Annotated in this window: 15 protein-coding genes; 10 read left to right on the top strand and 5 right to left on the bottom strand. The window is 43.3% G+C overall.

Annotated elements, in window-relative coordinates:
* Positions 1–131 precede the first annotated feature (131 nt).
* A complete protein-coding gene (locus tag H4I94_RS06965) occupies positions 132–5,264 on the bottom strand; it encodes a filamentous hemagglutinin N-terminal domain-containing protein (protein WP_261182523.1) in 5,133 nt (1,710 codons plus the stop codon).
* 253 nt (positions 5,265–5,517) lie between these two features.
* Positions 5,518–5,835, bottom strand: coding sequence for an NGG1p interacting factor NIF3 (locus tag H4I94_RS06960; protein WP_261182522.1), 318 nt, complete (start codon positions 5,833–5,835; stop codon positions 5,518–5,520).
* A 361-nt stretch (positions 5,836–6,196) separates the two neighbouring features.
* Here H4I94_RS06960 and H4I94_RS06955 point away from each other — a divergent pair, with 361 nt between their 5' ends.
* A complete protein-coding gene (locus H4I94_RS06955; protein ID WP_261182521.1) occupies positions 6,197–8,701 on the top strand; it encodes an acyl-CoA dehydrogenase in 2,505 nt (834 codons plus the stop codon).
* A gap of 672 nt (positions 8,702–9,373) precedes the next feature.
* Here H4I94_RS06955 and H4I94_RS06950 read toward each other — a convergent pair.
* Both H4I94_RS06950 and purL read right to left on the bottom strand, forming a co-directional pair.
* A complete protein-coding gene (locus H4I94_RS06950) occupies positions 9,374–9,505 on the bottom strand; it encodes a KGW motif small protein (RefSeq protein WP_261182520.1) in 132 nt (43 codons plus the stop codon).
* Positions 9,506–9,821: 316 nt separating this feature from the next.
* Positions 9,822–13,658 (bottom strand): phosphoribosylformylglycinamidine synthase, encoded by a 3,837-nt coding sequence (gene purL, locus H4I94_RS06945; protein ID WP_261182518.1) that lies wholly within the window; start codon positions 13,656–13,658, stop codon positions 9,822–9,824.
* Between the two features lie 449 nt (positions 13,659–14,107).
* On the opposite strand from purL, the gene H4I94_RS06940 reads away from it, so the two are divergent.
* From H4I94_RS06940 to ruvB, 3 genes are all read left to right on the top strand, one after another.
* The gene (locus H4I94_RS06940; protein WP_261182516.1) at positions 14,108–15,448 is read left to right on the top strand and encodes a deoxyguanosinetriphosphate triphosphohydrolase; all 1,341 of its coding nucleotides are present in this window, start codon (positions 14,108–14,110) and stop codon (positions 15,446–15,448) included.
* 122 nt (positions 15,449–15,570) lie between these two features.
* Positions 15,571–16,173, top strand: coding sequence for a Holliday junction branch migration protein RuvA (gene ruvA / locus H4I94_RS06935; RefSeq protein ID WP_261182515.1), 603 nt, complete (start codon positions 15,571–15,573; stop codon positions 16,171–16,173).
* A 251-nt stretch (positions 16,174–16,424) separates the two neighbouring features.
* The gene (gene ruvB, locus H4I94_RS06930; protein ID WP_092818628.1) at positions 16,425–17,432 is read left to right on the top strand and encodes a Holliday junction branch migration DNA helicase RuvB; all 1,008 of its coding nucleotides are present in this window, start codon (positions 16,425–16,427) and stop codon (positions 17,430–17,432) included.
* Positions 17,433–17,800: 368 nt separating this feature from the next.
* Here ruvB and H4I94_RS06925 read toward each other — a convergent pair whose 3' ends face one another.
* Positions 17,801–18,382, bottom strand: coding sequence for a hypothetical protein (locus tag H4I94_RS06925; RefSeq protein ID WP_261182513.1), 582 nt, complete (start codon positions 18,380–18,382; stop codon positions 17,801–17,803).
* Between the two features lie 306 nt (positions 18,383–18,688).
* Between H4I94_RS06925 and H4I94_RS06920 the strand changes: the two genes are divergently transcribed.
* The 6 genes from H4I94_RS06920 (at position 18,689) to tolB (ending at position 24,547) form a co-directional block, all read left to right on the top strand.
* Positions 18,689–20,038: an amidohydrolase gene (locus H4I94_RS06920; RefSeq protein WP_261182512.1), complete on the top strand. Its 1,350-nt coding sequence runs from the start codon at positions 18,689–18,691 to the stop codon at positions 20,036–20,038.
* Between the two features lie 248 nt (positions 20,039–20,286).
* Entirely contained in the window at positions 20,287–20,697 is a 411-nt protein-coding gene (ybgC, locus tag H4I94_RS06915) for a tol-pal system-associated acyl-CoA thioesterase (protein WP_092818632.1), read from the top strand.
* 25 nt (positions 20,698–20,722) lie between these two features.
* A complete protein-coding gene (tolQ, locus tag H4I94_RS06910) occupies positions 20,723–21,421 on the top strand; it encodes a protein TolQ (RefSeq protein ID WP_261182511.1) in 699 nt (232 codons plus the stop codon).
* Complete coding sequence (gene tolR, locus H4I94_RS06905; RefSeq protein ID WP_261182510.1) at positions 21,421–21,870, top strand: protein TolR; 450 nt, start codon at positions 21,421–21,423, stop codon at positions 21,868–21,870. The genes tolQ and tolR overlap by 1 nt, the downstream gene beginning before the upstream one ends.
* Before the next feature lie 3 nt (positions 21,871–21,873).
* Positions 21,874–23,055 carry a cell envelope integrity protein TolA gene (tolA, locus tag H4I94_RS06900; protein ID WP_261182509.1) on the top strand — a complete coding sequence of 394 codons (1,182 nt, stop codon included), beginning with the start codon at positions 21,874–21,876 and terminating at the stop codon, positions 23,053–23,055.
* Positions 23,056–23,263: 208 nt separating this feature from the next.
* A complete protein-coding gene (gene tolB, locus H4I94_RS06895) occupies positions 23,264–24,547 on the top strand; it encodes a Tol-Pal system beta propeller repeat protein TolB (protein ID WP_261182591.1) in 1,284 nt (427 codons plus the stop codon).
* Position 24,548 lies beyond the last annotated feature (1 nt).

Raw genomic sequence — 24,548 nt, 5'->3', positions numbered from 1 at the left:
GAAATTCAAAATTAAATTTTCAGTATTTTCACCCTCTGCACAACTTCAGAACCCCTTTTGCAGCACAGCCAATGGTTTAAACGCTGTGCTGCCGAAATGGGGCCTGCATCATGTGTCCTTATAGCTCAATTTCATTTTGCAGGAGTAGCTTGTTTCAATTTTTCAATCAACGCTTGATTAGATGCCGCTGATCCATCACTGCTTGAATTCATTTGATTTAAGAGCTTTTTCAATTGCTCTATATCTGAGCTGTTTATACCTGAGGATGACGGCTTTGATGCATCGGGTGAAGCTAAATCCGTAGTAGGATTAGGCACGCTATTCGAATTTGGAAGCTTGGCCAGCAATGTAGCCAATTGCTCTTTTGTTATATTTCCAGAAGGATTAAACGTCCCGTTGTTATTACCATCAACTCTACTAAGAGCATCAGTAACTGACTGAGGACTGATGGTGCTACCATTAGAAGATAATTGTGTTGTCCAATAGGCTAGACCTGCCTCGNNNAATTGCTCTTTTGTTATATTTCCAGAAGGATTAAACGTCCCGTTGTTATTACCATCAACTCTACTAAGAGCATCAGTAACTGACTGAGGACTGATGGTGCTACCATTAGAAGATAATTGTGTTGTCCAATAGGCTAGACCTGCCTCGTCAGGCGAACGTGCAAATAATCCTTGATAGATTTGCTCTACAATTTCTCTCTGGTTAGTGCCCAAAGCTGAACTGCCGCTATTCGTGCTTGAGGCTGCTCCAGACGAATTTCGACTATCTTGTGCAGCATTACCAGCATTAGTGAAAGCATTAATATCTGACTGACTGATGGCGCCAGAAGATAATTGTGCTGTCCAATAGGCAAGTCCGGCCTCATCAGCCGGTCGTCCAAAATATGCTATATAGAGCTGCTGTATAGCTTCGTTGCTCGTGTTAGTTCTCAAAGCTGAACTGCCACCATTCGTGCTTGAGTCTGCTCCCGACGAGTTTCTACTGTCTTGTACAGGGGCAGCTGGTGATGCAGGCGCCACTGTCGCAGGAGAAGGTGGTGATGGTAAATTATTGCTTGAATTTATTTGCTTTAAGAGCTTTTTCAATTGCTCTATATCTGAGCTGTTCACACCTGAGGATGACGGCTTTGATGCATCGGGTGAAGCTAAATCCGTAGTAGGATTAGGCACGCTATTCGAATTTGGAAGCTTGGCCAGCAATGTAGCCAATTGCTCTTTTGTTATATTTCCAGAAGGATTAAACGCTCCAGTACCATNACCTGAGGATGACGGCTTTGATGCATCGGGTGAAGCTAAATCCGTAGTAGGATTAGGCACGCTATTCGAATTTGGAAGCTTGGCCAGCAATGTAGCCAATTGCTCTTTTGTTATATTTCCAGAAGGATTAAACGCTCCAGTACCATCAATTAATCCAGCTTTTTTTATAGCTTCTATATATGGCAGTGCATACCCACCAGCAGGCATATCCTGAAAGCCTGAAGTGTTTGATGGGTTGTTATCTGCTAATCCCTGAATTAATGCAGCCACTTTGGCAAATTGTGCTCGATTCATCTCACCATTAACACCCAAGGAACCACCGCTTCCATCAAAAACCCCAGCAGCTATTAATGCATCAAACTTTGCCTTTGTCGCAGCATCCAGATCTTTCAATTCACTAAAATCAGCAGAAGTCTTTGGTTTATTCGCACTATTATTCGAGCTGCCAGGATTGGAAGCTATTCCAGCTGGAACTGCTGGGTTATTAGAATTATTGGTATTTGAAGTATCTAAGGGCTTTGGAAGACTCGGATTCCCTCCCGCACTTGCAGAAGGTAAAATACTTGCTTGAAGCGCAGCACTTGCAGCAGCTGGAACAGATGAGTTTCCATTATTGCTCATGACAGGAACGGCTGGTGGCTGAGCAACATTGCGCATAGTGCCAATAATAGAACTTCGGCTGTCCTGCATTTTCTTAATGAAATTCGTCATAGTATCAAATGCCTCATTGCGCTTATTAGACAAACCCTGCAAGCGGAGCATGTCCATTTGCTGAGAGTTTGACGCTGAATCTATTTGACCTTTAATTCCTGTTTGCAATGCCTCTATATCTGCTTTATTTAAAGTATTGCCTTTCAATAGGCTTCCAATATCTACGCCAGCAGCTTGAGCATCAACTTTTAGCTTCTGGAATAGCTTGTCGATATTTGATCCGGCAGTAAGTTGGATAGACTTTTGATTTGGTGAAGAAAATATCGCCAATAAAGCGTACAAGCTATTCAATGTCGTATTGAGTTTGCCAATTTGATCATTCCTAGCCTGCACTGCCGAAATCTGATCTCGAAGCTGACTTTCTAATAAGTTCGCTCTTTGACTTTGAACAGCCATTAACGCACTTTCAAGATCCATTCCAGACAGATTTATTGGCGAAATCGCACCGATATTATTCATATTAGGCGTGCTGCCTGCCGTTGCTAAATCACTTATATTTGCATTACTAGCCGCAGTAATATTGGCTTGTGCAGTAAGCTGTAAATTAGCTAGCTGATAGTTTTGTACATCGGCACCTGTTAACACCAGATTCTGAATATTGACTTGCTTATTGTTGCCCACAGCAGCATCAGAAAATATCCCTTGCCCGATAACACCTAGCTGATCTCCCTGCAAGAGACCATCAAAAACGGCATTGGCAGTATTAAGTACCGCTAAATTTGTCCCGTCATAAGTCTTATTATTTGCGCTAATTCCGGTGATATTGCTGATAGTGGCCTTATCAATTTTGACATCGGCCGCTTCAAATGCAAGGTCATATCCATTTTGTACAGAATACAACCCGCTCAATTGTGACTTATGAACACCTGCATTTTTGCCACCGCCTTCATAAACAGCATTTCCCCTTATCTTTGAAGTATCGGCATTCTGTACAGAGTTGGCATAACTGCTGCTGTTTTGATTTGAACCATTATATACAGTGTGATAGTCATCTGCTTTAACTGCCAATGGCGTTAAAAATGCTCTCAGTAATGGCCCTGTCTGTCCCTCATAAATCCGCCATGCTGCACCACTGCCCGCCATATCACTAATGTTCCAACCTAAATCCAGGTAGTTTTGTTTTGATTTAGCCTGACTGTTTGTTAAGATGCTTTCCGCTCCGGCATCATTCCAGACTGTTATATCGCCATCTGCCTGAGTGAAATAACCATTGCTTATGGAAGATCCCCAATTATCTCCAATCAGTACACTTGGGCCATTTGTACTATTTACCTGAGCAGTGCTATAAACCCGATCGACAGTGCTGTAATAACTAGCACCAACCAAAGCTCCTACATTATAGTCCCCTGTCACACTCCCTTGCACAAAACTGTTACTCAGCTTTGAATTAACCATACTGCCAATAAGTCCACCTACTGACTCACCACCTTGAATCTGTGCATTGATTAAACCTACATTGCGGATATCCGCATCCTCAATCTTTCCAAATAAGCCAACATAGCTGCCTTGTCCTTGGTAGCCCTGCTTATCGATTTTCAGATTTTCAATCACATGACCTAAACCATCAAACAATCCTGTAAATGGACTGTTTCCTGCATTTGGCCCACTACCTTCAATCATGCTGCCAATCGGTGTGAAATTAGCGATACTGCTTGCATTAATATGAGTGCCTAGTGCGTAGTTACCTACCAAATCATCTTTCATTGCCTGCAAAGCTGTCACATCAGCAATGACTTGAAATTCTTTTAAATTTGCAACATCCGAGCCACGTTGTGTACTAAAATTTAAACCTTGCTGTAAATGCACTGGTGCTTGTATAAAATAGTCCGCATAGGTTGGTATGTTCCGATCATTAATAGCACTATAAACGGTACCATTACTGCCATCTGCACTTTGCTGTCCATATTTCAAAACAAGTTTTCCGCCATCTCCCTGACTGGCATCTATGACATTATTGATATAAATATTGTTATAAGCATCCAGTGTCAGTGTTTTTCCACTGTCCCATTGAACGGCGTCATTCACTAAAATATCGCCTTTCCCGGCGCTGTTGTTCTGGGTCAGGGAAGAATTGTTCGACACTGTCGCCTGTGTTTCTGTGGTTTGAATTGTTACATCGGTGTTTTTTAGGGCGGCATTCAGTGCTGCACCTGTCATGTTGCCATTTTTAGCAGCCACCACAAAATCAACCGGATCGATCAGCCATGTTCCTGTTTTGCCATCTGCACCGGCCTTTGTACTTACCTGCGCTAGGTCAGCAATATTTACACTTGCAGCAGAGGTTTCAATAAAACCGCCATTCTGACCATTTTTACCTTCAGCCACCAAACTGCCTGAAATATTGACTGCACCCTTAGACATATCGCCTAACAGTACAATTTCACCCTTGGCATTGGTTTCCAAACGGTTTGCCTGAATATAGCCCGTGTGGTTCACCACAGCTCTGCCCAGCTGTTTTTCTGCAACTGCGGTCAAATGCACAACACCATTATCTGCAATAATGGCGCCGCCATTATCAACCAAGCCCTGCAATGTTCCTTGGTCTATGTCATAGCTTGCAAGTTTTCCATTTTGCAGACTGACACGGACTTTATCCGCCGCAGTTAATTTGACCTGGCCATTGGGTGCAGTAATAGAACCCGTATTTTTTACAATAGGTGCAATAAGCGCAACCGTACCGCTATTTGCGACCTGAATATCCCCATGATTTTCAACTGCGCCATTTTCCCCACGACCTGCAAAAGTAAACTTGCCTTGCAATAAATCGTGTTCTTGTAAATCTAGGGTAGAAGCAACAATGCCGCCAACATTGACTTGAGCAGTTTTAGAGAAAATTACACCATTTGGATTAATCAGAAAAATCTGACCGTTCGCATTTAGCCGACCCATAATTTGACTGGCGTTGTTATCCAGCACACGATTTAATGCAACCGAAGATTGATTCTGCTGATTAAAATTGACTGTTGCATGACGACCAATATTAAAAGTGTTCCAATGGGTTGAAAGGTTTTGAGTATGCTGATTAATATTTAGCGTATTGCCGGTTTGGGTAAAATCAGCACTGCCAGACATCACCTGCTGACCTGTTGGTAAAGTTGTGTCATTCAGGGCAGCAAAAATGCTGCTACTGAGGGTGAGTAAAACAGCACTTAAAGCACATGACATCAGTACTTTAATCATATTTTTATTTGTATCTGAAACAGTTCCATTGCCAGAATGGCGTTTTGCTAATTCTGATACTGCTTGCCAGCAGTGCATTTTATTATTCCAAACCACTCTATAGAATCTGTTCATGATTAATCTCAGGAAAATTCAAGCATTAATCGATTATTAAAACATCACGCTTTAACGCGGTATATCACTAAAATTTGGTATTTTTAAAAATACAAGAGAGCTTATAAGTTATTTTGTTTATGTTTCGTTTTTTATAAATGATATTTTTTCAATCTTCAAAGTGAATCATAACCCTGAGCTAGCCAGAAGGTTCATCCCTGAACCTTTGGCTAGCGGATGACATCCATGTCACCCTTTCACCACTCAAACATCATCAATAATTTATATCCACTATCTGAATAAACTCAAAAGCCGGCTCTTCATACGGATGGCTAGCCTTGAGTGCTTTTGCCACATTGGATGCTTGATCTTCCGGCACAATGGTTTCTACCCGCCATTCTTCTACCTGTTCAAGTTCCCCGACTTCACCTATAAAAGGATCAGCGCCTTTTATAGGCTTAAACTGTCCTGTACCTAATACCTGCCAGGCACATTGTTCATAATTGCCAATGCCACCTGCCCCCGCTTCAAAGACCGCGATTTTAGTTGATTCAAGATGAGATTCAGGTACGTAATAAATGAGTTTAAGCATGCGATTAACAAACAGAATGAAGACAGGATTATCTTAGCGCTTAAACCTGAATTAATCTTTATGAGATTTCATTTAGACCTTACCAAAGCTTCAAAAATCAAAACCATTTTAAATACAACTGCCTATTACTTTTCTTGACATTTCTATGACAGTTCAATCTTTTACATCGTTCAAAAAACGATCTATGTTTAGTTCTAATACTTTGAATTAAATTTTTTCTTTTCATCTCGGTCATGACAACAATATTTTTCATTACACCCCTAGTCTTTTAATAAAACAGTCCAAGGCAATGTTTAGGTATCGCACATCCCATTTACTGTTTCTCTGACTTTGTACTGGTGTAAGCAACTGGAGAAAAATCATGCTATTCATCATCAGTCTGCTTATTCAATTTTTTACAGTATGGGCCATCTTCTTTTTTGGATTAAGCCGTAATGCCGGTGCTATTACAACGATTATTGTGGCTGTCATCACTGCATTTATTAGTCCCTGGTCGCTGATTTTTGGTATTCCGCTCATCCTCATCAGTTTAATTGTGATGATTGATTCATTACGAATGGCATTGATGACCAAGCCTGCGTATAAAGCGCTGGCAAATGCCATGCCGACAATGAGTACCACTGAGCGCGAAGCTTTGGATGCCGGTACCAGCTGGTGGGAAAAAGACCTGTTTATGGGCGCACCGGACTGGTCTAAATTCGAAAGTTATCCCTATCCCACCCTTTCAGAAGAAGAACAGTCTTTTTTAGATCATGAAGTAGAACACTTATGCGCCATGCTGAATGACTGGGATATCCATCATCATTACAAACATTTAAGTCCAGAAGTATGGAGCTACATTCGTGAAAATGGTTTTTTGGGACTGATTATTCCCAAAGAATATGGTGGCCGTGACTTTAGTTCATTTGCGCAAAGCCGGATTATGAGCAAAATTGCCTCTCGCTCATTGACCGCTGCCGTGAGTTGTATGGTACCCAACTCTTTGGGACCAGGTGAACTGTTACTGCACTACGGCACTGAAGAACAAAAGAACCGTTACTTACCGGGTTTAGCCAAGGGCGAAGAAATCCCCTGTTTTGGCCTCACCAGTCCTGAAGCAGGTTCCGATGCCGGTGCCATTCCAGATACTGGCGTGGTCTGTTATGGCGAGTTTGATGGCCGGCAAGTGCTTGGCCTACGCATGAATTTTTCCAAACGCTGGATTACCCTTGCCCCGATTGCGACCGTGATTGGTCTGGCTTTTAAGCTATATGATCCGGATGGATTATTAGGCGATAAAAACAAGATGGACTATGGCATTACCTGTGCCCTGATTCCTGCCAGCCATGAAGGGGTGAAAGTCGGTGCACGGCACAATCCGGGATCTCCATTTATGAACGGAACAGTAGATGGCAAGGATGTGTTTATTCCACTGGACTGGATTATTGGCGGTGCTGAAAATATTGGCAAAGGCTGGCGCATGCTGATGGAATGTCTGGCAGTCGGTCGTGGTATTTCCCTGCCTGCCTTATCCACTGCGGCCAGTGAAATGACCTATCTAAACGTAGGCGCTTTTGCCAAAATCCGCCAGCAATTCAAGATTTCCGTGGGTAAATTTGAAGGAGTACAGGAAGCCACCAGCGAGATTGCCAGTGATACCTATATGCTGGAAGCTTTCCGTTACTTGGTGACCTGTGGGCTGAATCAAGGCGGTAAACCTGCGGTGATGACAGCCATGGCAAAATACTATGCCACCGAAGCCATGCGCCGCGTGGTCAATCATGGGATGGATGTGGTCGGTGGTCGTGCGGTTCAGCTCGGTCCACGTAATTTTCTGGCGCTATATTATCTGGCTATTCCAGTTTCCATCACCGTTGAAGGTGCCAATATCCTCAGTCGTTCACTGATGATCTTTGGTCAGGGTTCGATGCGCTGCCATCCCTATCTGTTTGAGGAATTGCAACTGCTGCAAGCCAAGGATAAGGACACAGCACTAAAAAGCTTTAACGATATACTGTTCAAGCACTTAGGCTATACCTTTAACCGTACCGCACGTGCATTTGCCTATGGCTATATCGGTGGCTCGTCAGATGCCCCCAAAAATGTAGATGAATTTACCCGTCCTTATTACAAGATTGTTAACCGTTTAAGTGCCGATTTTTCAGTGACTGCCGATATGTGTCTGGGACTGCTGGCCGGTGATATTAAGCGTAAAGAAATGCTTTCGGGTCGCCTGGCAGATATTCATGCCAATCTGTTTATCAGTACCGCGATTCTTAAATATTATGAACACGGCCAGAAAACTGAAACTGAAAAAGTCCATGCCAAACTGGCTTTGCAAAAATCTCTTTACAACGCTCAGGAGGCTTTCTATGGCCTGTTTGAAAACTTTCCGGTAGGTATGGCAGCAGCTCTGATCAAATTTATCTGTTTCCCGTTGGGCCGACCTTTGAAAAAACCAAGTGACAGCTTAAAACGTGAGTTAGGCGATATCATGATGCAGGAAAATGTCTTCCGTCGTGAACTGAAAAAACATGTGTTTTACACCACTGCGGAAAATGATGTGACTGGTCGTATGGAATCAACCTTTAACATGCTCTTAGAAATAGAACCTCTTTGGGATAAATTTAAAAAGGCTGAATCTAAAGGTAAATTTAGAGGCTTAACTTTTGATGAACGTCTTGCAGATGCGGTAGAAATCGGTTTTATCATTGAAGATGAAGCATCGAAACTTGCTGTTTATAATGCCAAGCGCTACGACAGTATGCTGACCGATGTTTTTGATTCTGAACTGGATCAGACACTGGAACTGGAAAATCCTTATAATGATGAGGAAGAATCTGCCCCTATGCCTGATCCAAAGCAGCAGGAACCGTTAGTACCATAAAAATTTCAGGAATAAAAACGGCTGATTGAGGCCGTTTTTTATAGTCTAATTCTGTCAAAAAGATAATTTTAAGAACAATTTATAATTCATAAGCTCTTTTATTAAATTTAACTTTAAATATAAAAAATTGGGTAAACCTCACTTTCTTGAACTTCAAAACGGCAGTTAAGCAAAATGAAAAAGCCACCTCACGGNGTCAAAAAGATAATTTTAAGAACAATTTATAATTCATAAGCTCTTTTATTAAATTTAACTTTAAATATAAAAAATTGGGTAAACCTCACTTTCTTGAACTTCAAAACGGCAGTTAAGCAAAATGAAAAAGCCACCTCACGGTGTAATGCTGATCAGTTAAGGAGTTTAGAAATAAACTCCTTAATTTTTAGTAATTCATGGCGGAGTCTTATCGTTTTAAATCAAATATTTGCAGTTAATTTGTTACTTTGGTTTCGCCCAAAGTAACCAAAGGCATTTGTCATCCGCAAAACTCGTCAACCACCATCAACTAGCAAATTTGTCGCAGAAACAATCATTTTTTAATGTAGTCCGGCCTCAAACAGTTGCGGATGACTTTTCCATATATCAACTACAATCATGAATTTAAAAAGAAAATGCCAGTCAGTTTCTTAACTGACTGGCATTAACCTCACGGTGGCTTTTTCAATCTAAAAATTAAGAACTTTGCAGCAAATAATTACCGATCAAGAACAACATTTGTAGCCCTACGACTGCCATAAAAAACATCCAGCCTTTCTTACGTAAAGTCGCTTTATCAATATTTGTATAGATTACAGTTTTTGGCATTGTGTCACCTCGCTTAGAGATTCAATCCTGAACTTGTATTTAGTGAACCATCTTTCTTCCATATTGCATCGAGATTGGGCATAAAACACACAAATACCCCTTCACACCAATATAAAAGCAAAATCCAAACCAAGTCCAGCGGGAGAAATAAAATTAAAAAATAAAACTTACAAAACAAAAAGCCACCCTAAAGGTGGCGCTACTAACGGTACTATTTTAAATTATTTTTCCATTTGGTCAAATATTTTCATTAAAACACTTATTTTAATTAATAAAAAAGGGCTGCATTAGCAACCCTTTTTTATTTTAGAAATGATTAACCAATGAACTTACGTGCATTGCGGAACATGCGTAACCATGCACCATCTTCAGTCCATTCCTCAGGTTTCCAGGAATGCTGAACAGCACGGAAGTTACGTTCAGGGTGCGGCATCATAATCGTTGCACGACCGTCTTGTGATGTTACACCGGTAATTGCTTCTGGTGAACCGTTCGGGTTCAATGGATATTGCTGTGTAGCATTACCCAGACTGTCTACATAACGCAGGCTGACCTGATTGCCTGCATTTAACGCAGCAATCTTGTCTTCAGTTGCAACCACACGACCTTCACCATGTGCTACCGCGATTGGAAGAATCGAACCTTCCATACCGTCTAGCAGAATAGAGTGAGATTTTTCAACACGTACGTTGACTGCACGCGCTTCAAACACTTCTGAAGTGTTACGGTGGAAACGAGGCCAGTTTTCTGCACCCGGAATCAGTGGAGCCAATTGAGACAACATTTGACAACCGTTACAGATACCCAAAGAGAAGGTTTCTTGACGATGGAAGAATTTCTCGAACTGGTCACGCAGTTTAGGGTTAAATAGAACTGATTTCGCCCAGCCACCGCCTGCGCCCATTACGTCACCGTAAGAGAAACCGCCACAAGCCACAATACCTTCAAAGTCATCCAGGCTGATGCGGCCAGCAAGCAAGTCGCTCATGTGCACGTCAACAGTGTTGAAGCCCACTTTGTCGAATGCTGCAGCCATTTCAACATGACCGTTTACGCCCTGTTCACGCAAAATCACCATGTTTGGACGACGTGAATTGATAAACGGAGCTTCAACCGGTTCATTCAGGTCAAATGTCGGCTGAGCAATAATACCTTTGTGGTTCTTGTCAGTGATTAAAGCAAACTCAGAATCCGCAGTTTCAACGTTGTCACGTAGACGCTGGATTTGATGCGATACTTCAGTCCAAGCCACTTGCAAGTCAGCACGTTCAAGCACCAGACCATTTACAGTTAACTGATCAGTGTTATTGACTGTACCTACTACAGAAATTGCATCTTTTAAGCTAGATGCTGCAACTTCTGCTTGAAGTTCTGCCCAATCAGATTTGCTGATTTGAAGAACTGCACCAATTTCTTCGGCAAATAAAGCCTCAGTCGATTGATCTTCAAGCGCTACACCCAGACGTGAAGCAAACATCATTTCTGCAACAGTAGCCAGTAAACCGCCATCACCGATGTCATGATAAGCCTTGATCAAGCCACGGTTGTTCCAGTCTTGAACCAATGCAAAGAATGCTTTGAAATCTTCGAAGCTGTCTACATCAGGCGTCACTGAACCAATCGCTTTATACACCTGAGCCAGGATCGAACCGCCCAAACGGAACTGACCTTTAGACAAGTCGATACGTACCAGTACTGAATCTTCATTTTTCAGTTCAGGTGTTAATGTCTTACGTACATCGGTTACCGGTGCAAATGCGGTGATTACGCCAGACATTGGAGAGGTTACAGACTTGTCTTCGCCTTCGTCATTCCAGGTGGTACGCATCGACAATGAGTCTTTACCGACTGGAATCGCGATACCCAGCGCAGGACACATTTCCATACCGATGGCTTTCACACCTTCGAATAGAGCCTGGTCTTCACCCGGTTGACCTGCAGCCGCCATCCAGTTCGCAGACAGTTTAATATCGCTAATCTGGTCAATTTTTGCAGACATGATGTTCGAGATTGACTCAGCCACAGCCAAACGTGCAGAAGCCGCTGGATTTAACAATGCGACTGGTGGACGTTCGCCCATCGCCATCGCTTCACCTGTGTAACCCACAAGGCTGGTTGTAGTGACTGCGGCATCTGCTACAGGCACTTGCCAAGGACCAACCATCTGGTCACGCGCAACCATACCGGTAATTGAACGGTCACCAATCGTGATCAGGAACGATTTAGAAGCAACGGTCGGATTTTTCAGAACGCGGAAAATTGCATCTTTCAGGTCAGTGACTTTAGATGCATCGAAGTCGTCGCCTTTACGTTCAATCGTTTCATATGAACGGCTCATGCGCGGCGTACCGCCAAGCATCACCTGCATTGGCATATCCACAGCTTTGTTTTCAAACAATGGATCTTCAACAGTCAAATGACGTGCTTCAGTCGCTTCACCCAATACTGCAAACGGGCAACGTTCACGTGCACAAAGAGATTCAAACAGGCTTAAAGAACTTGGACGAATCGCCAGGACATAACGTTCCTGTGCTTCGTTCGACCAGATTTCCATTGGAGACATGCCTGGCTCAAGCGATGGAATCTTACGCAGGTCAAGCACAGCACCTAACTCATGATCATTCACAAGCTCAGGCATGGCATTGGAGATACCGCCCGCACCCACGTCATGTACAGACACGATCGGGTTGAAATCTTCCATGCGCCAGCAGGCATCAATCACTTCCTGGCAACGGCGTTCCATTTCCGGGTTTTCGCGTTGTACAGAAGCGAAATCTAGGTTTTCACCCAATTTACCGCTGTCTACAGAAGATGCTGCACCGCCTCCCAGGCCGATCAGCATGGCAGGACCACCCAGCACGATGAGTAAATCGCCCGGCTGAATCGCATCTTTTTCCACATGGTCAGGACGGATGTTACCGTAACCGCCAGCAATCATGATTGGCTTGTGGAAACCTTTCACTTCACCATTCACGTTTTGTTCAAAAGTACGGAAGTAACCATTTAAGGCAGGACGACCAAATTCGTTGTTAAACGCAGCACCACCCAATGGGCCTTCAATCATGATTTGAAGTGGAGATGCCATACGTGATGGCTTGCCATAGTTTTCTTCCCAAGGCTGTTCAAAGCCTGGAATGTTCAGGTTCGATACGGTGAAACCGGTTAAGCCAGCTTTTGGTTTACCACCACGACCTGTTGCACCTTCATCACGGATTTCACCGCCTGAACCGGTCGCAGCACCGGCAAATGGTGCAATCGCGGTTGGATGGTTGTGGGTTTCCACCTTCATCAGGATGTGAGCAGCCTGGCTCTTGTATTTATAAACGTGGTGACCTGTTTCATTGTCTTTTTTAGGATAGAAACGCTGCGTGTCAAAGCCCACGATCACAGAAGCGTTGTCTTTATAAGCCGACAATACGTCTGTTGGAGATTCTTTATAGGTGTTTTTAATCATCTGGAACAATGACAATGGCTGTTTTTCACCATCAATGGTCCATTCAGAACCAAAGATTTTATGACGGCAATGCTCAGAGTTGGCCTGAGCAAACATCATCAATTCGATGTCGTGCGGGTTACGACCCAGCTTGTTAAATGCTGCGGTTAAATAATCAATTTCTTCATCTGACAAGGCAAAACCAAATTCAGAGTTGGCTTTAACCAATGCGTCTTTGCCTTGACCTAAAATATCAATGCTATTCAAAGGTTTTGGTGCAGTTTCGACAAACAAAGCCGCAGCGTCATCAATATGATTGAACACGCTTTCAGTCATACGGTCATGTAAAACCTGTATAACTTCATTGGATACTTCAGAGATACCTTTTAAAGTAAACAAAACACCGCGTTCTAGGCGGTGTATCGGAGTATTACAGTTGGCAAAAATATCAGTCGCTTTAGAAGACCACGGAGAAATCGTGCCTAGACGTGGCGTTACAAGAATCTGAATTTCATCACTTGCTGCCTGACGAACTTCAAAAGAAGCACCATCATTTAATAATTGTAATGCAGATTGATGCTGCTGTTCGTTGAGCGCTTGATCAAACAGATAAATCCATTGACTTTCAATTGATTGAACAGAACTCATTGACGCAAGACGGTTTAAGAGTTGAGTTTTCTTAAAAGAAGAGTGTGCTGGTGCACCGGCCACGATAAACATGCTGATTTTGGCTCCACGGGCAGGTCTATTTGACCCTACCGCCAATGTGACTTAGAGAGAGCGCATATTCTACTGTGTATTGGCAAAATCAGCTAGATAGAAATTCACGAATGTGGCATCTATTCACTCAAGAACAGGGAAGAATATTTTATTTTTCAGATAAAAATTTTAAAACTCATGAAGATTTAATCGATGAATATCTTGTTTCTAAATATTATCGCAACAACTTGAGTTTATTCCGAATCCTGTATGGGCCATTGAGTTTATTGTAGGCTATTCGAATCTTATTTTTTATCTCAATAAATACCCTGCTATCGACTCCTTCATATAACTTGTCATGAATCCATCTATAGACTGTTTTATTAGAAAGACAAATCATGTCGCCCTGCTCTAGTCGGTGAGACTTTTTTTTGGCATGATGAATTCAGGTCTTCACTGAATAATGATAAATGGAACAAATGCGTTGGTTGGAACTGCTTTCGACAGTTCGTATTGGTAGCAAAAAACAAAGTTCAGAACAGGCACGTAGCCCATTTCACAAAGATTATGACCGTATTATCTTTTCACAAAGTTTTCGCCAGCTAAACCGTAAAACCCAGGTGCATCCGTTAACTCAGCACGATGGCATTCACACCCGTTTAACCCATTCGCTAGAAGTGTCGTGTATTGGCCGTTCACTGGGCATGCTGGCAGCGGAAAAAATTAAAGATCAACTCCCTGTGTGGATTTCCCCTGCCGATGTGGGTGCCATTATACAGGCCGCCTGCCTCGCGCATGATATTGGCAATCCCCCTTTTGGGCATGCGGGTGAATACGCCATTCGTGAATGGTTTGATGATGTATCTCATGGCAATTTTCTGGAAAAATTGACACCGGAAGAACAGGCCGATGTACGCCAGTTTGAAGGCAATGCTCAAGGCTTACGTTTATTGACCAAAATTGATTACCATCCGAATGATGGCGGTATGCGCCTGACCTTTGCCACATTAGGGGCTTATCTCAAATATCCGTGGCTGTCTAAAACCATTGCCTCGCAAGGGGATCGTCCGGCCAGTCAGCGGGCAAAATTTGGCTGTTACCAGTCTGAAAAAGAGATCTTAAAACAAATTGCTGAACAGCTCGGTTTAATTCAGCTCGGTGAATATCAGTATTGCCGACATCCGCTAACCTATTTACTGGAAGCCGCCGATGACATCTGTTATGCCCTGATTGATCTGGAAGATGGCATTATTTTAAATATGCTGTCCTATGAAGAAGTCGAACCGATTTTTCTCGACTTAATCTCGGATTATGGCAAGCCCGAAGAACTGTCCATACCAACCACCACATGGCAGCAAAAAATTGCCGCTTTACGTGGCCGGGTGATGAAACGGCTGGTGGATGAAGTCACCACGGCATTTGCCAAACATCACTTTGAAATTTTATCGGGTCAACTGAAAGGCAGTTTATTGCAATATTGTTCAGAAGATATTGAACATGGCATTGAACGGGCAAAAAACCTGGCGCGTGACAAGATTTTTGAACATCCGCAAAAGGCGGGTCTGGAAATTATCGCCCATCAAAGTCTGCAAAACATTCTGGATGCCTTTATTCCGCTGACTACACCACATAAGACTTTAAGCTTTAAAGAACAGCGCTTGATGTCCATGCTGCAACGTGCCGGTGTCAATTTTCAAAGCAACCACTATGAAAATATTATGCAGGTGCTGGACATTATTTCGAAATTCTCAGACCATCAAGCCTACAACCTATCGCAAGAGTTACAGGGCAATAAAGCCGGCTTGATGTAAAGATGTTGCGGCCATTCTGACTGGAATTTCTGCTAAATTTAAACCATTATGCCTGAGCATTTTGCCTTTATGACAAATGCTCTCTACTATGCAACCAACGATAGATAAGTGAATAAATTAACATGATTGGATGTCTTATTGGCGAGGTGTTGGCTCTAGAAGCACCGACAGTATTGTTAAATGTAAATGGCGTGGGCTATGAAATCGACACCCCGCTTTCAACATTTTGCCAATTACAAAAAGGCCAGAAAGTTACCCTATGGACGCACCTGGCCGTTCGTGAAGATGCGCAGCTTCTGTATGGCTTCCTGAATGCACAGGAAAAAACCATCTTCCGTGCCCTGCTGAAAGTCAACGGCGTGGGTCCTAAAATGGCGCTGGGTATTCTGTCGACTTTAAGTGTAGAAATGCTCATTCATACTGTTGAACATGAAGATGTGAATACGCTGGTTAAAGTACCGGGGGTAGGCAAAAAAACCGCTGAACGCTTGATGATTGAACTGCGTGACCGCTTCAAAGCCATGTCTGCTGGCACGACACCAAGCAATTCTACCGTAGAGCAAATTCAGTTTAGTGGTAACTCCGCTGTCGCCGAGGCAGAAGCGGCGTTACAGTCATTAGGTTATAAACCTTTAGAAGCACAAAAACTGATTAATGCCGTTAAAGCTGACTATACTGAAGCTAGCGACATTATCCGTGCTGCATTAAAGTCGATAAATAAATAAAAATGTCCAACAATCTTGGATACACGCAGGCGACATGGATGTCGCCGTTAGATTGACTTGCGCTACGCTTTAAAGCAGTGCTTAAAGCTTGCTCAGGATATATCCTCAATCTAACAAAAGATTTTTGTTACTTTTGATCTTTCAAAAGTAAAACAATGCCTACACAATGGTAGTTAAACACAAATCATTAGTTGAGGCTGTGCTTTATGCAGCATCAAACAGCTCCAATAAAGAGATTAAGTTAAATAGATATGCAAGACCGTCTCATCAGTGGTTCTGAAAAACCCGAAGATCATTTTGATCGTGCCATTCGCCCCACTTCCCTGGAAGACTATATTGGTCAGCCGGTAGTACGTGAGCAAATGGAAATCTTTATTGGCGCAGCCCGTGGTCGTGGTGAAGCACTCGATCACACTTTAATTTTTGGCCCACCGGGTTTAGGTAAAACCACGCTGGCCAATATTATCGCACGGGAAATGGGCGGTAATTTAAAATCGACTTCAGGCCCGGTCCTTGAACGTGCAGGCGATCTGGCTGCCATGCTAACCAATCTGGAAGAAGGCGATGTACTCTTTATTGATGAAATTCACCGTCTTTCACCTGTAATTGAAGAAATTCTGTATCCAGCGATGGAAGATTACCAGCTCGACATCATGATTGGTGAAGGCCCTGGTGCACGTTCCATTAAACTGGATTTGCCGCCATTTACCTTGGTCGCTGCAACCACACGTGCGGGCTTGCTCACCTCTCCACTGCGTGACCGTTTTGGTATTGTGCAACGTCTGGAGTTCTATTCGGTTGCAGACCTGACGCATATTGTTTCGCGTTCGGCGAATTTAATGGATGTACCTATCACTGAAGAAGGGGCTAAAGAAGTTGCCCGTCGTGCACGTGGTACACCACGTATTGCCAACCGTCTGCTGCGTCGTGTGCGTGACTATGCCCAAGTCAAAGGTACCGGTGAAGTGACTCAGGAAATGGCTCAACGTGCACTGGACATGCTAAATGTCGATAAAGATGGTTTGGACACTTTAGACCGTCGCTACTTGAGCATGCTGTTGGAACGTTTTGATGGCGGTCCTGCCGGGGTTGAAGCTTTAGCTGCTGCCATGGCGGAAGATTCAGGCACATTGGAAGATGTGATTGAACCTTACTTGATTCAGCAAGGTTATACCATGCGTACAGCACGTGGTCGTATTGCCACCAATATGGCGTATTTGCAGTTTGGAATGACGCCGCCAGAACCGAAAGATAAGTAAAGTAGCTTAGATTTATTAGTGTCCTATAGCTTAATTTATGCAAGCTTTGGATACACGAGTGTGGCAGGGATGCCACACGTTAGTCATCTCTTACGCTGTATTTTAAAGCAGTGCTTAAAACTGGCTCAGGATGTTGTGTATGGGTAACAAAGGCTTTTCTTGCGGACTCAAAATATATTTTGAGATCCTCATTTTGGCCTCTCAAAAGTAAGACCTTGCCTACACAAATGCATTTCAATTTTATTGAAAAATTGTGGCAATGAAATCTTATAATTTATCTAAGCGAATGCTAAAACTTTTATAAGCACAAAATCAAAGGATATAGCTGCTGTTTGATCAACAAACTAGCACCACTAAAAATAAAAGCTCTATGATTTAGAAATCACCCTCACCTCTTCCACCAGCATCAGCTCACACGCACCATTCCCCGTGTCTTCCCGACTCAAAGAACTGCGCCACTTCCAGCCATCAGCAGCCGAGACTTCAACCAATTGCCCTTTTAAATAAATCAGATCATCCTGATCAATCTCTTTTAGCTGTTTTGCAATCTGTTTCGAGGCAGGAATCAAATGCGTATTGGCGCTGTGCGTTGAAATTTCATTGACTGGAATGGGTGGTGCATTTTCATAACGCCAGTAATACCAGCGGTTACTCTGACTGATCGACAACTGCTTATAAACAGCAGGATTGGTCATGCTGCCCCATCCCAAAGCAAAATCAACCGGACTGAGTTCTGCCTCTCGCCCAAAACTATAGTCTTCTCTGGATAAAACCCGAAACTCGCCAGCATAAGCTTCCAGATTGTTGATACGATACCCCTGAAACTGATGGACTGCTCCAGTAGACTGATAATCAGCAGCATCTGAAATACCTTTATCCGGTTTCAGCCAGTAATCCCACAGTGCAAAACCAATAGCGAAAATGATGAGATATTTCAAAAAACGGTTCATTTTAAACTCTAATATTTACCCGTCATGCAATGCGCCATCCATAGATTGAATCAAATGAAATCGCTAAGCATAGATTCAAAAAGTAAGTGTTATATACAAATTTTATAAACTCACTCTCACATGAAATACATAATTTTACAATGTAAAAAAGCGAATAAAGCCCTTTTAGAACAAACATTAATACTTAATATACTTTTAAAGTATAAACAAATACTTAGAGGGTTTTGATTAAATTTAAAACAATATGCAATTCTAGAAAGTCACTTTAACTATTTCAAACTCTTAAGGTTCTCCCAAGATATGAACATGTACAAGCAGATTTCCCTTTGTCTTCCACTTCTCTTTTGTAGCCAACTCAGCCTTGCTGACTGGATTGATGATTCCGTTAAAAACGTAGAAGCCCACACTATTAAGCTGCGGGAACATATTCATCAACATCCTGAACTTGGCAACATGGAATTCAAAACTTCTGAGCTGGTACAAAAAGAGTTGAAATCTTATGGCATTGAAGTGCGTAAAGGTTATGCCAAAACAGGTGTGATTGGGGTGCTTAAAGGCGCGAAACCCGGTCCAGTGATGGCTTTACGTGCCGACATGGATGCCCTTCCGATTGAAGAAAAAACTGGACTCCCTTATGCCAGCAAAGCCAAAGCCATGTATCAGGGTGCAGAAACGCATGTCATGCATGGTTGTGGTCACGATGCGCATACAGCCATGTTACTGGGTGCAGCCAAAGCCCTGGCAGCCAATAAAGATAAAATTGCAGGCACCGTGGTATTCGTATTCCAGCCGGCTGAAGAAGGCGGTGCCGATGTCGATAACTTTAGCCAAGGTCATTTAATCGGTTCACGTAAAATGATTGCCGATGGGGCATTGGACAATCCAAAACCGGAAGTGATTTTTGGTATGCACGTCATGGCAGGTATGCCAAGCGGCAATATCTTGTATAAAGATGGCGCGATTCTGAACAGTGCCGATCATTTGCGCATTCAAGTGAATGGCAAACAGGTACATGGCTCCATGCCTTGGCTGGGTCGCGATCCAATCTATGCTTCTTCGCAAATGATCAACAACATGCAAAGTTTGATCAGCCGTAATGCAGATTTGACCAAAGGCATGGGCGTAGTCAGTATTGGCAGCATTCACGGCGGGACAACGGGTAATGTCATCCCCGATCAGGTAAATATGGTCGGCACCATTCGTTCTAACAGTGAAGATGTCCGCCAGGGCATTTTAAAAAGTTTGCCTAAAATGCTAGAACATAATGCTGCTGCAAATAATGTCACTGCAAAAGTGGAAATTGCGCCATACGCGCCTGTGACCACCAATGACAAAACCTTAACAAAACTGATGCAACCCACCCTGGCTCATGTGAATGGCGAAGACAAACTGCATGTGCTGGACAACAATGCCAGTGCCAGCGAAGATTTTTCATATTATGGGCAGCTGATGCCATCCCTGTTTGTCTTTGTAGGCGCAACACCTGCCGATCAGGACATGGCCAAAGCGGCGCCGAACCATAACCCGTTATTTATCGTCGATAATGCGACCTTAAAAACCGGGGTAGAAAGCCATGTGCGCTTTATCTTGGATTATCCAAAAGTTGCCGAACAGGTACAGGCAGACTGGAAAAAGATGCAAGCTGCAAAAAAATAAAGTCCATTTTTTTAAAAAGTGAGCATCCTTTGCTCACTTTTTTTACATCTATGTAAAGGTCTTGACGATTGAACACAGAATAGATTTCATTTGAAACCTTGTGCCATTGGACTCAAATCTCAGAATGATAAACTGCAATGCGTTACACAGCTTGACTCTTGGCAGAAAAAACGTCATTTCTCACAGTTTTTTAACCTGCTAAAAGTACAGCTAAAACCATAAAACTGAATTGAAAAATGGGATCCATCATGGCGAATAAATTCGAATTCAACATTCGTGTATATATTGAAGACACCGATGCAGGTGGCATTGTCTATCATGCTAACCATATTCGTTTTATGGAACGTACCCGTACTGAATGGTTACGTGCGGCGGGTGTTGAACATTACTGGCACCAAAAAGATTATCACTTTGTGGTCCATAAAATTAACGTAAAATATGCACGCCCTATCCTGATGGATGACCTGATTACTGTTACCGCGAGTGTAGTTTCGTGTAAAGCGACATCATTTGTATTGCAACAGAATATTTATCGTGGTGAAATCATGCTTGCATCTGGTGAAGTCGAATTGGCATGTATCAGTGTAGACGGCATGCGTCCAACACGACTTCCTGAGGAAATCCGTTCACTAATTCTGAAAGAGTTAGGACAAGACTAAAAAAATTTATTGGCACATTGTAACTATGGCAACACAACTAGAATCTTCGCTACACGTATCAGATCTTATTTTACAAGCAAGTCCTGTCGTTCAACTGGTAATGCTGCTGCTCCTTCTGGCATCACTATATAGTTGGTATCTGATTGCTAAGTTACATATGAGTTATAAAAAAGCCCAGGCCGAAGATCAACACTTTCAAAAAATCTTCTGGTCGGGCGCCGAATTAAATACCCTGTATAACAATGCCCAGCTCAATTCCAAACGTGTCGGTCTGGAAGATATCTTCTATCAGGGCCTGGGTGAATTTTTAAAACTTAACAAACGCAATGCGCCGGCCCAGCAAAGCATTGAAGGCACAGAACGCCTTTTACGCGTTGGCTTGAGCCGTGACCAGGGCAATCTGGAACAAGGTTTGGGCGCCTTAGCGAGCATTGGTTCAGTTGCGCCCTATGTCGGCCTGTTCGGTACGGTTTGGGGCATTATGAATGCTTTTATTGGTCTGGCAGATGTCGATCAGGTTACACTGGCAACAGTTGCTCCAGGTATTGCGGAAGCATTAATTGCAACCGCAATTGGCCTGTTTGCAGCCATTCCAGCCGTGTTGGCCTTTAACCATTACACTGCTAAAGGGGAAACAGTCTATTCAAACCGGGCTTTATTTGCCGAAGAAATGGTGGCGCTATTACAACGTCAAACTGTGGGCTCTACACAGGACAATGACTGATGGCAATTCAACGTTCTGGACGCTTCGAGCGTATTAAAAAACCGTTAAAAAGTGACATGAATGTCGTCCCTTATATCGACGTCATGCTGGTGCTTTTAGTAATTTTTATGGTCACGGCCCCCATGATTACGACCGGGGTAAAAGTTGATTTACCTCAAGCCAATGGCACGCCCATGCAGGCCGAAGACCGCCCTGCCATTGTCACGCTTGAAACGGATGGCACCATTAAACTTGAAGATAAATCACATAATAATGATGTGATGACACTCGATGAATTAAAAGCTGTGCTGACTGAATCGCAACATGAAGCGTCGGAACAGAAAAAACAAATGAGCGTACTGATTAACGGCAGTGAATCTCGTCCTTATGGTGAAGTCATGAAACTCATGTCTGCCTTACAGGATGCAGGATTAACTCAAGTAGGTTTACTGACTGAGCCATTAAAATAATTTATGAAAGATTTCACAAAGCCACAATCTAAAGAAAAAACGATTGCGCTTGGATTTACCATCGGTGTCCATGTGGTGGCACTGACTGGCTTACTTTTTTTAGGCATGAGTAAACCACCTGAGCCTCCCAAAAAAATCACGACGGTTTTAGTTAAACCTGAAGATTTAAAACCTATGACACGTGAAGTCACAGAGTTTGATGAAACAGCCCACCAAAATGTCGCTGAGCAAATTACCCAAACGGCTGAACCAAGTGTGGAACCGGCTCCGGTGATTCCAGTTGCGCCCCCTACTCCAGCGCAAGTAAAACCTGATACGGATAAAGCTGCACAGCAAGCCAAGGCGGCTGCAGAAGCGATACAAAAAGCTGAACAAAAGGCTGCTGAAAATGCAAAAGTTGCTGAAGCAAATAAATTAAAAGCCCAAGCTAAAGCGGAGGCTGCTGCAAAAGCGGAAGCTGATGCCAAACGTAAACTAGATCAGGCTGAACGTGCGAAAGCAGAAAAATTAAAAGCGGATGCATTAAGAAAAGCGGAAGCGGATAAACAGCGCGCTGAAGCCGCTGCTAAAGCTAAAATAGATGCAGCGAATAAAGCCAAGGCAGATGCCGCTGCGAAAGCAAAAACCGATGCTGCAAATAAAGCTAAGGCTGACGCTGCTGCCAAGGCTAAAATAGATGCAGCAAATAAAGCCAAAGCCGATGCCGCTGCAAAAGCAAAAGCAGATGCAGCGAATAAAGCCAAAGCTGAGGCCACTGCAAAAGCCAAGGCAGATGCGGCTAATAAGGCAAAGGCTGATGCCGCTGCAAAGGCGAAAGCAGATGCGGAAGCACGTGAACGTGCCGCGGAAGAAGCCAAGGCATCAGCTGCTAAACAGGCTGCAGAAGAAGCGGCAACCAAAAAGGCTGAAGCAAAGAAAATTGCCTCAACTGCAAAACGTGATTTTGAAAATAAAATCAAACGTGCATGGGACATTCCAAGTGGCTCATCAGGTCAAAAAGCCACTGCCCGTGTGACTTTAAGTGATAGCGGTTCGGTTCAATCCGTGATTGTCAACTCAAGTGACCCTGACATGAAAGCCAGCGTAGAAGCCGCAGTTCGGGCAGCTGCACCTTATCCTATGCCATCCGATCCAGATGCACGACGTGAAGCAAGAACCTTTACTTCGAGCTTTACGGCGAAATAGTATAAAAAGCCACATCAAATTTTGTTTGATGTGGCTTTTTTGGCATTTAAACTAAGACAGCTGATAAAACAGCTAAAATTTTATTCACTTTTCACAGTCTTATAACAGTTTAGTCATCATGATGTGCTTTCAATCATTCAAAATCATGCCATTATGTGACACAAGCAAATTCACAATAATTTATATCTTTTAGAGTACGTAGCAGATGATGGAAATGACGCGTAAACATCTACTTTGCCTGACCATTTTGACCGCTTTAAGCCCGGTATTAGCCACCCAATCCCATGCTCAGTTACATCTGGAGATTGCCAAAGCCCCTGAAGAAGCGCCAAAAATTGCCATTATTCCATTTAATAATGATCAAAGTATTTATCCAATCGTCGAAAACGACCTGAACCGTTCCGGCAAATTTTCCAGCGCTTCCAAAAATCTTCCTGCAACAGCAAGCATGAATGCTCCAAATGCAGAAGCCTGGAAATCTGCCGGTGTTCCCTATGTGGTGACCGGAACAGTGAAAACGACGGACAATGGCAGTTTTGAAGTTCATTATCAGCTCTATGATGTAGAAAAACAGCAATACCTGTTAAATGAATTATTGACTGTACCTGCTTCACGTATTCGTCAAGCCGGCCACATGATCAGTGATGCCATTTATCAGGCTTTAACCGGTATTCCAGGCGATTTTAGCGGTCGTATTGCCTATGTCCTGCGTAACCCTGCCACCCCGGAACAGCGCTATACCCTGCAAATTGCCGATACCGATGGTGAGCAGCCGAAAACCATTCTGACTTCCCGCGATCCTATCCTGTCACCGGCCTGGACCCCAGACGCGAAAAAAATTGCGTACGTTTCATTTGAAACCAAACGTCCGGCCATTTATGTACAGGACCTGGCTACAGGGAAACGTGAAAAGCTGGCCAGTTTCCGTGGGCTGAATGGTGCACCGAGCTTCTCACCGGATGGCAAGAACATGTTGTTTACGGCTTCCATGCATGGCAATCCTGAAATCTATCAAATGAACTTGGATACGCGTGAACTGCAGCGCATGACCAGTGACAGTGCCATTGATACCGAAGCGCGTTATGCTCCTGACGGCAAATCCTTTATTTTCACCTCTGACCGCGGTGGCTCAGCACAGATTTATAGCTATAATTTTGCCAATAGCACAAGTAAGCGTTTGACCTTCCGGGGTGCATTTAATGCCCGTGGTACATTAAGTGCAGATGGCAAAAAAATTGCTTTGGTCCATCGTCCAAGTGGCAGCAATTACAAAGTTGCCATTCAGGACATCAACACCGGTATTACCAACATTCTTACCCCGACCAGCCTGGATGAGTCACCAAGTTTCTCTCCAAATGGTCAAATGGTGGTCTATGCAACCCGTGAAGGAAATCGAGGCTTATTGTCCATCATGTCACTGGATGGCCGTTTCCGCATGAACTTGCCAAGTGAACAGGGCGAAGTTCGCGAACCGGCTTGGGCACCAAAATAAC

It is taken from the genome of Acinetobacter sp. T_3_1 (genome assembly GCF_025377055.1).
In the GTDB taxonomy this organism is placed as follows: Bacteria; Pseudomonadota; Gammaproteobacteria; order Pseudomonadales; family Moraxellaceae; genus Acinetobacter; species Acinetobacter kookii.
This window is presented reverse-complemented; position numbering and strand designations above follow the sequence as displayed.

Bases quoted from the DNA above. Each gene is read 5' to 3' on its own strand.
- H4I94_RS06940 (WP_261182516.1), top strand. From the start codon at position 14,108: ATGGAACAAATGCGTTGGTTGGAACTGCTTTCGACAGTTCGTATTGGT.
- tolB (WP_261182591.1), top strand. From the start codon at position 23,264: ATGGAAATGACGCGTAAACATCTACTTTGCCTGACCATTTTGACCGCT.
- H4I94_RS06925 (WP_261182513.1), bottom strand. From the start codon at position 18,382: ATGAACCGTTTTTTGAAATATCTCATCATTTTCGCTATTGGTTTTGCA.
- ruvA (WP_261182515.1), top strand. From the start codon at position 15,571: ATGATTGGATGTCTTATTGGCGAGGTGTTGGCTCTAGAAGCACCGACA.
- tolA (WP_261182509.1), top strand. From the start codon at position 21,874: ATGAAAGATTTCACAAAGCCACAATCTAAAGAAAAAACGATTGCGCTT.
- tolQ (WP_261182511.1), top strand. From the start codon at position 20,723: ATGGCAACACAACTAGAATCTTCGCTACACGTATCAGATCTTATTTTA.
- H4I94_RS06950 (WP_261182520.1), bottom strand. From the start codon at position 9,505: ATGCCAAAAACTGTAATCTATACAAATATTGATAAAGCGACTTTACGT.
- H4I94_RS06960 (WP_261182522.1), bottom strand. From the start codon at position 5,835: ATGCTTAAACTCATTTATTACGTACCTGAATCTCATCTTGAATCAACT.
- ruvB (WP_092818628.1), top strand. From the start codon at position 16,425: ATGCAAGACCGTCTCATCAGTGGTTCTGAAAAACCCGAAGATCATTTT.
- tolR (WP_261182510.1), top strand. From the start codon at position 21,421: ATGGCAATTCAACGTTCTGGACGCTTCGAGCGTATTAAAAAACCGTTA.
- H4I94_RS06920 (WP_261182512.1), top strand. From the start codon at position 18,689: ATGTACAAGCAGATTTCCCTTTGTCTTCCACTTCTCTTTTGTAGCCAA.
- purL (WP_261182518.1), bottom strand. From the start codon at position 13,658: ATGTTTATCGTGGCCGGTGCACCAGCACACTCTTCTTTTAAGAAAACT.
- H4I94_RS06955 (WP_261182521.1), top strand. From the start codon at position 6,197: ATGCTATTCATCATCAGTCTGCTTATTCAATTTTTTACAGTATGGGCC.
- ybgC (WP_092818632.1), top strand. From the start codon at position 20,287: ATGGCGAATAAATTCGAATTCAACATTCGTGTATATATTGAAGACACC.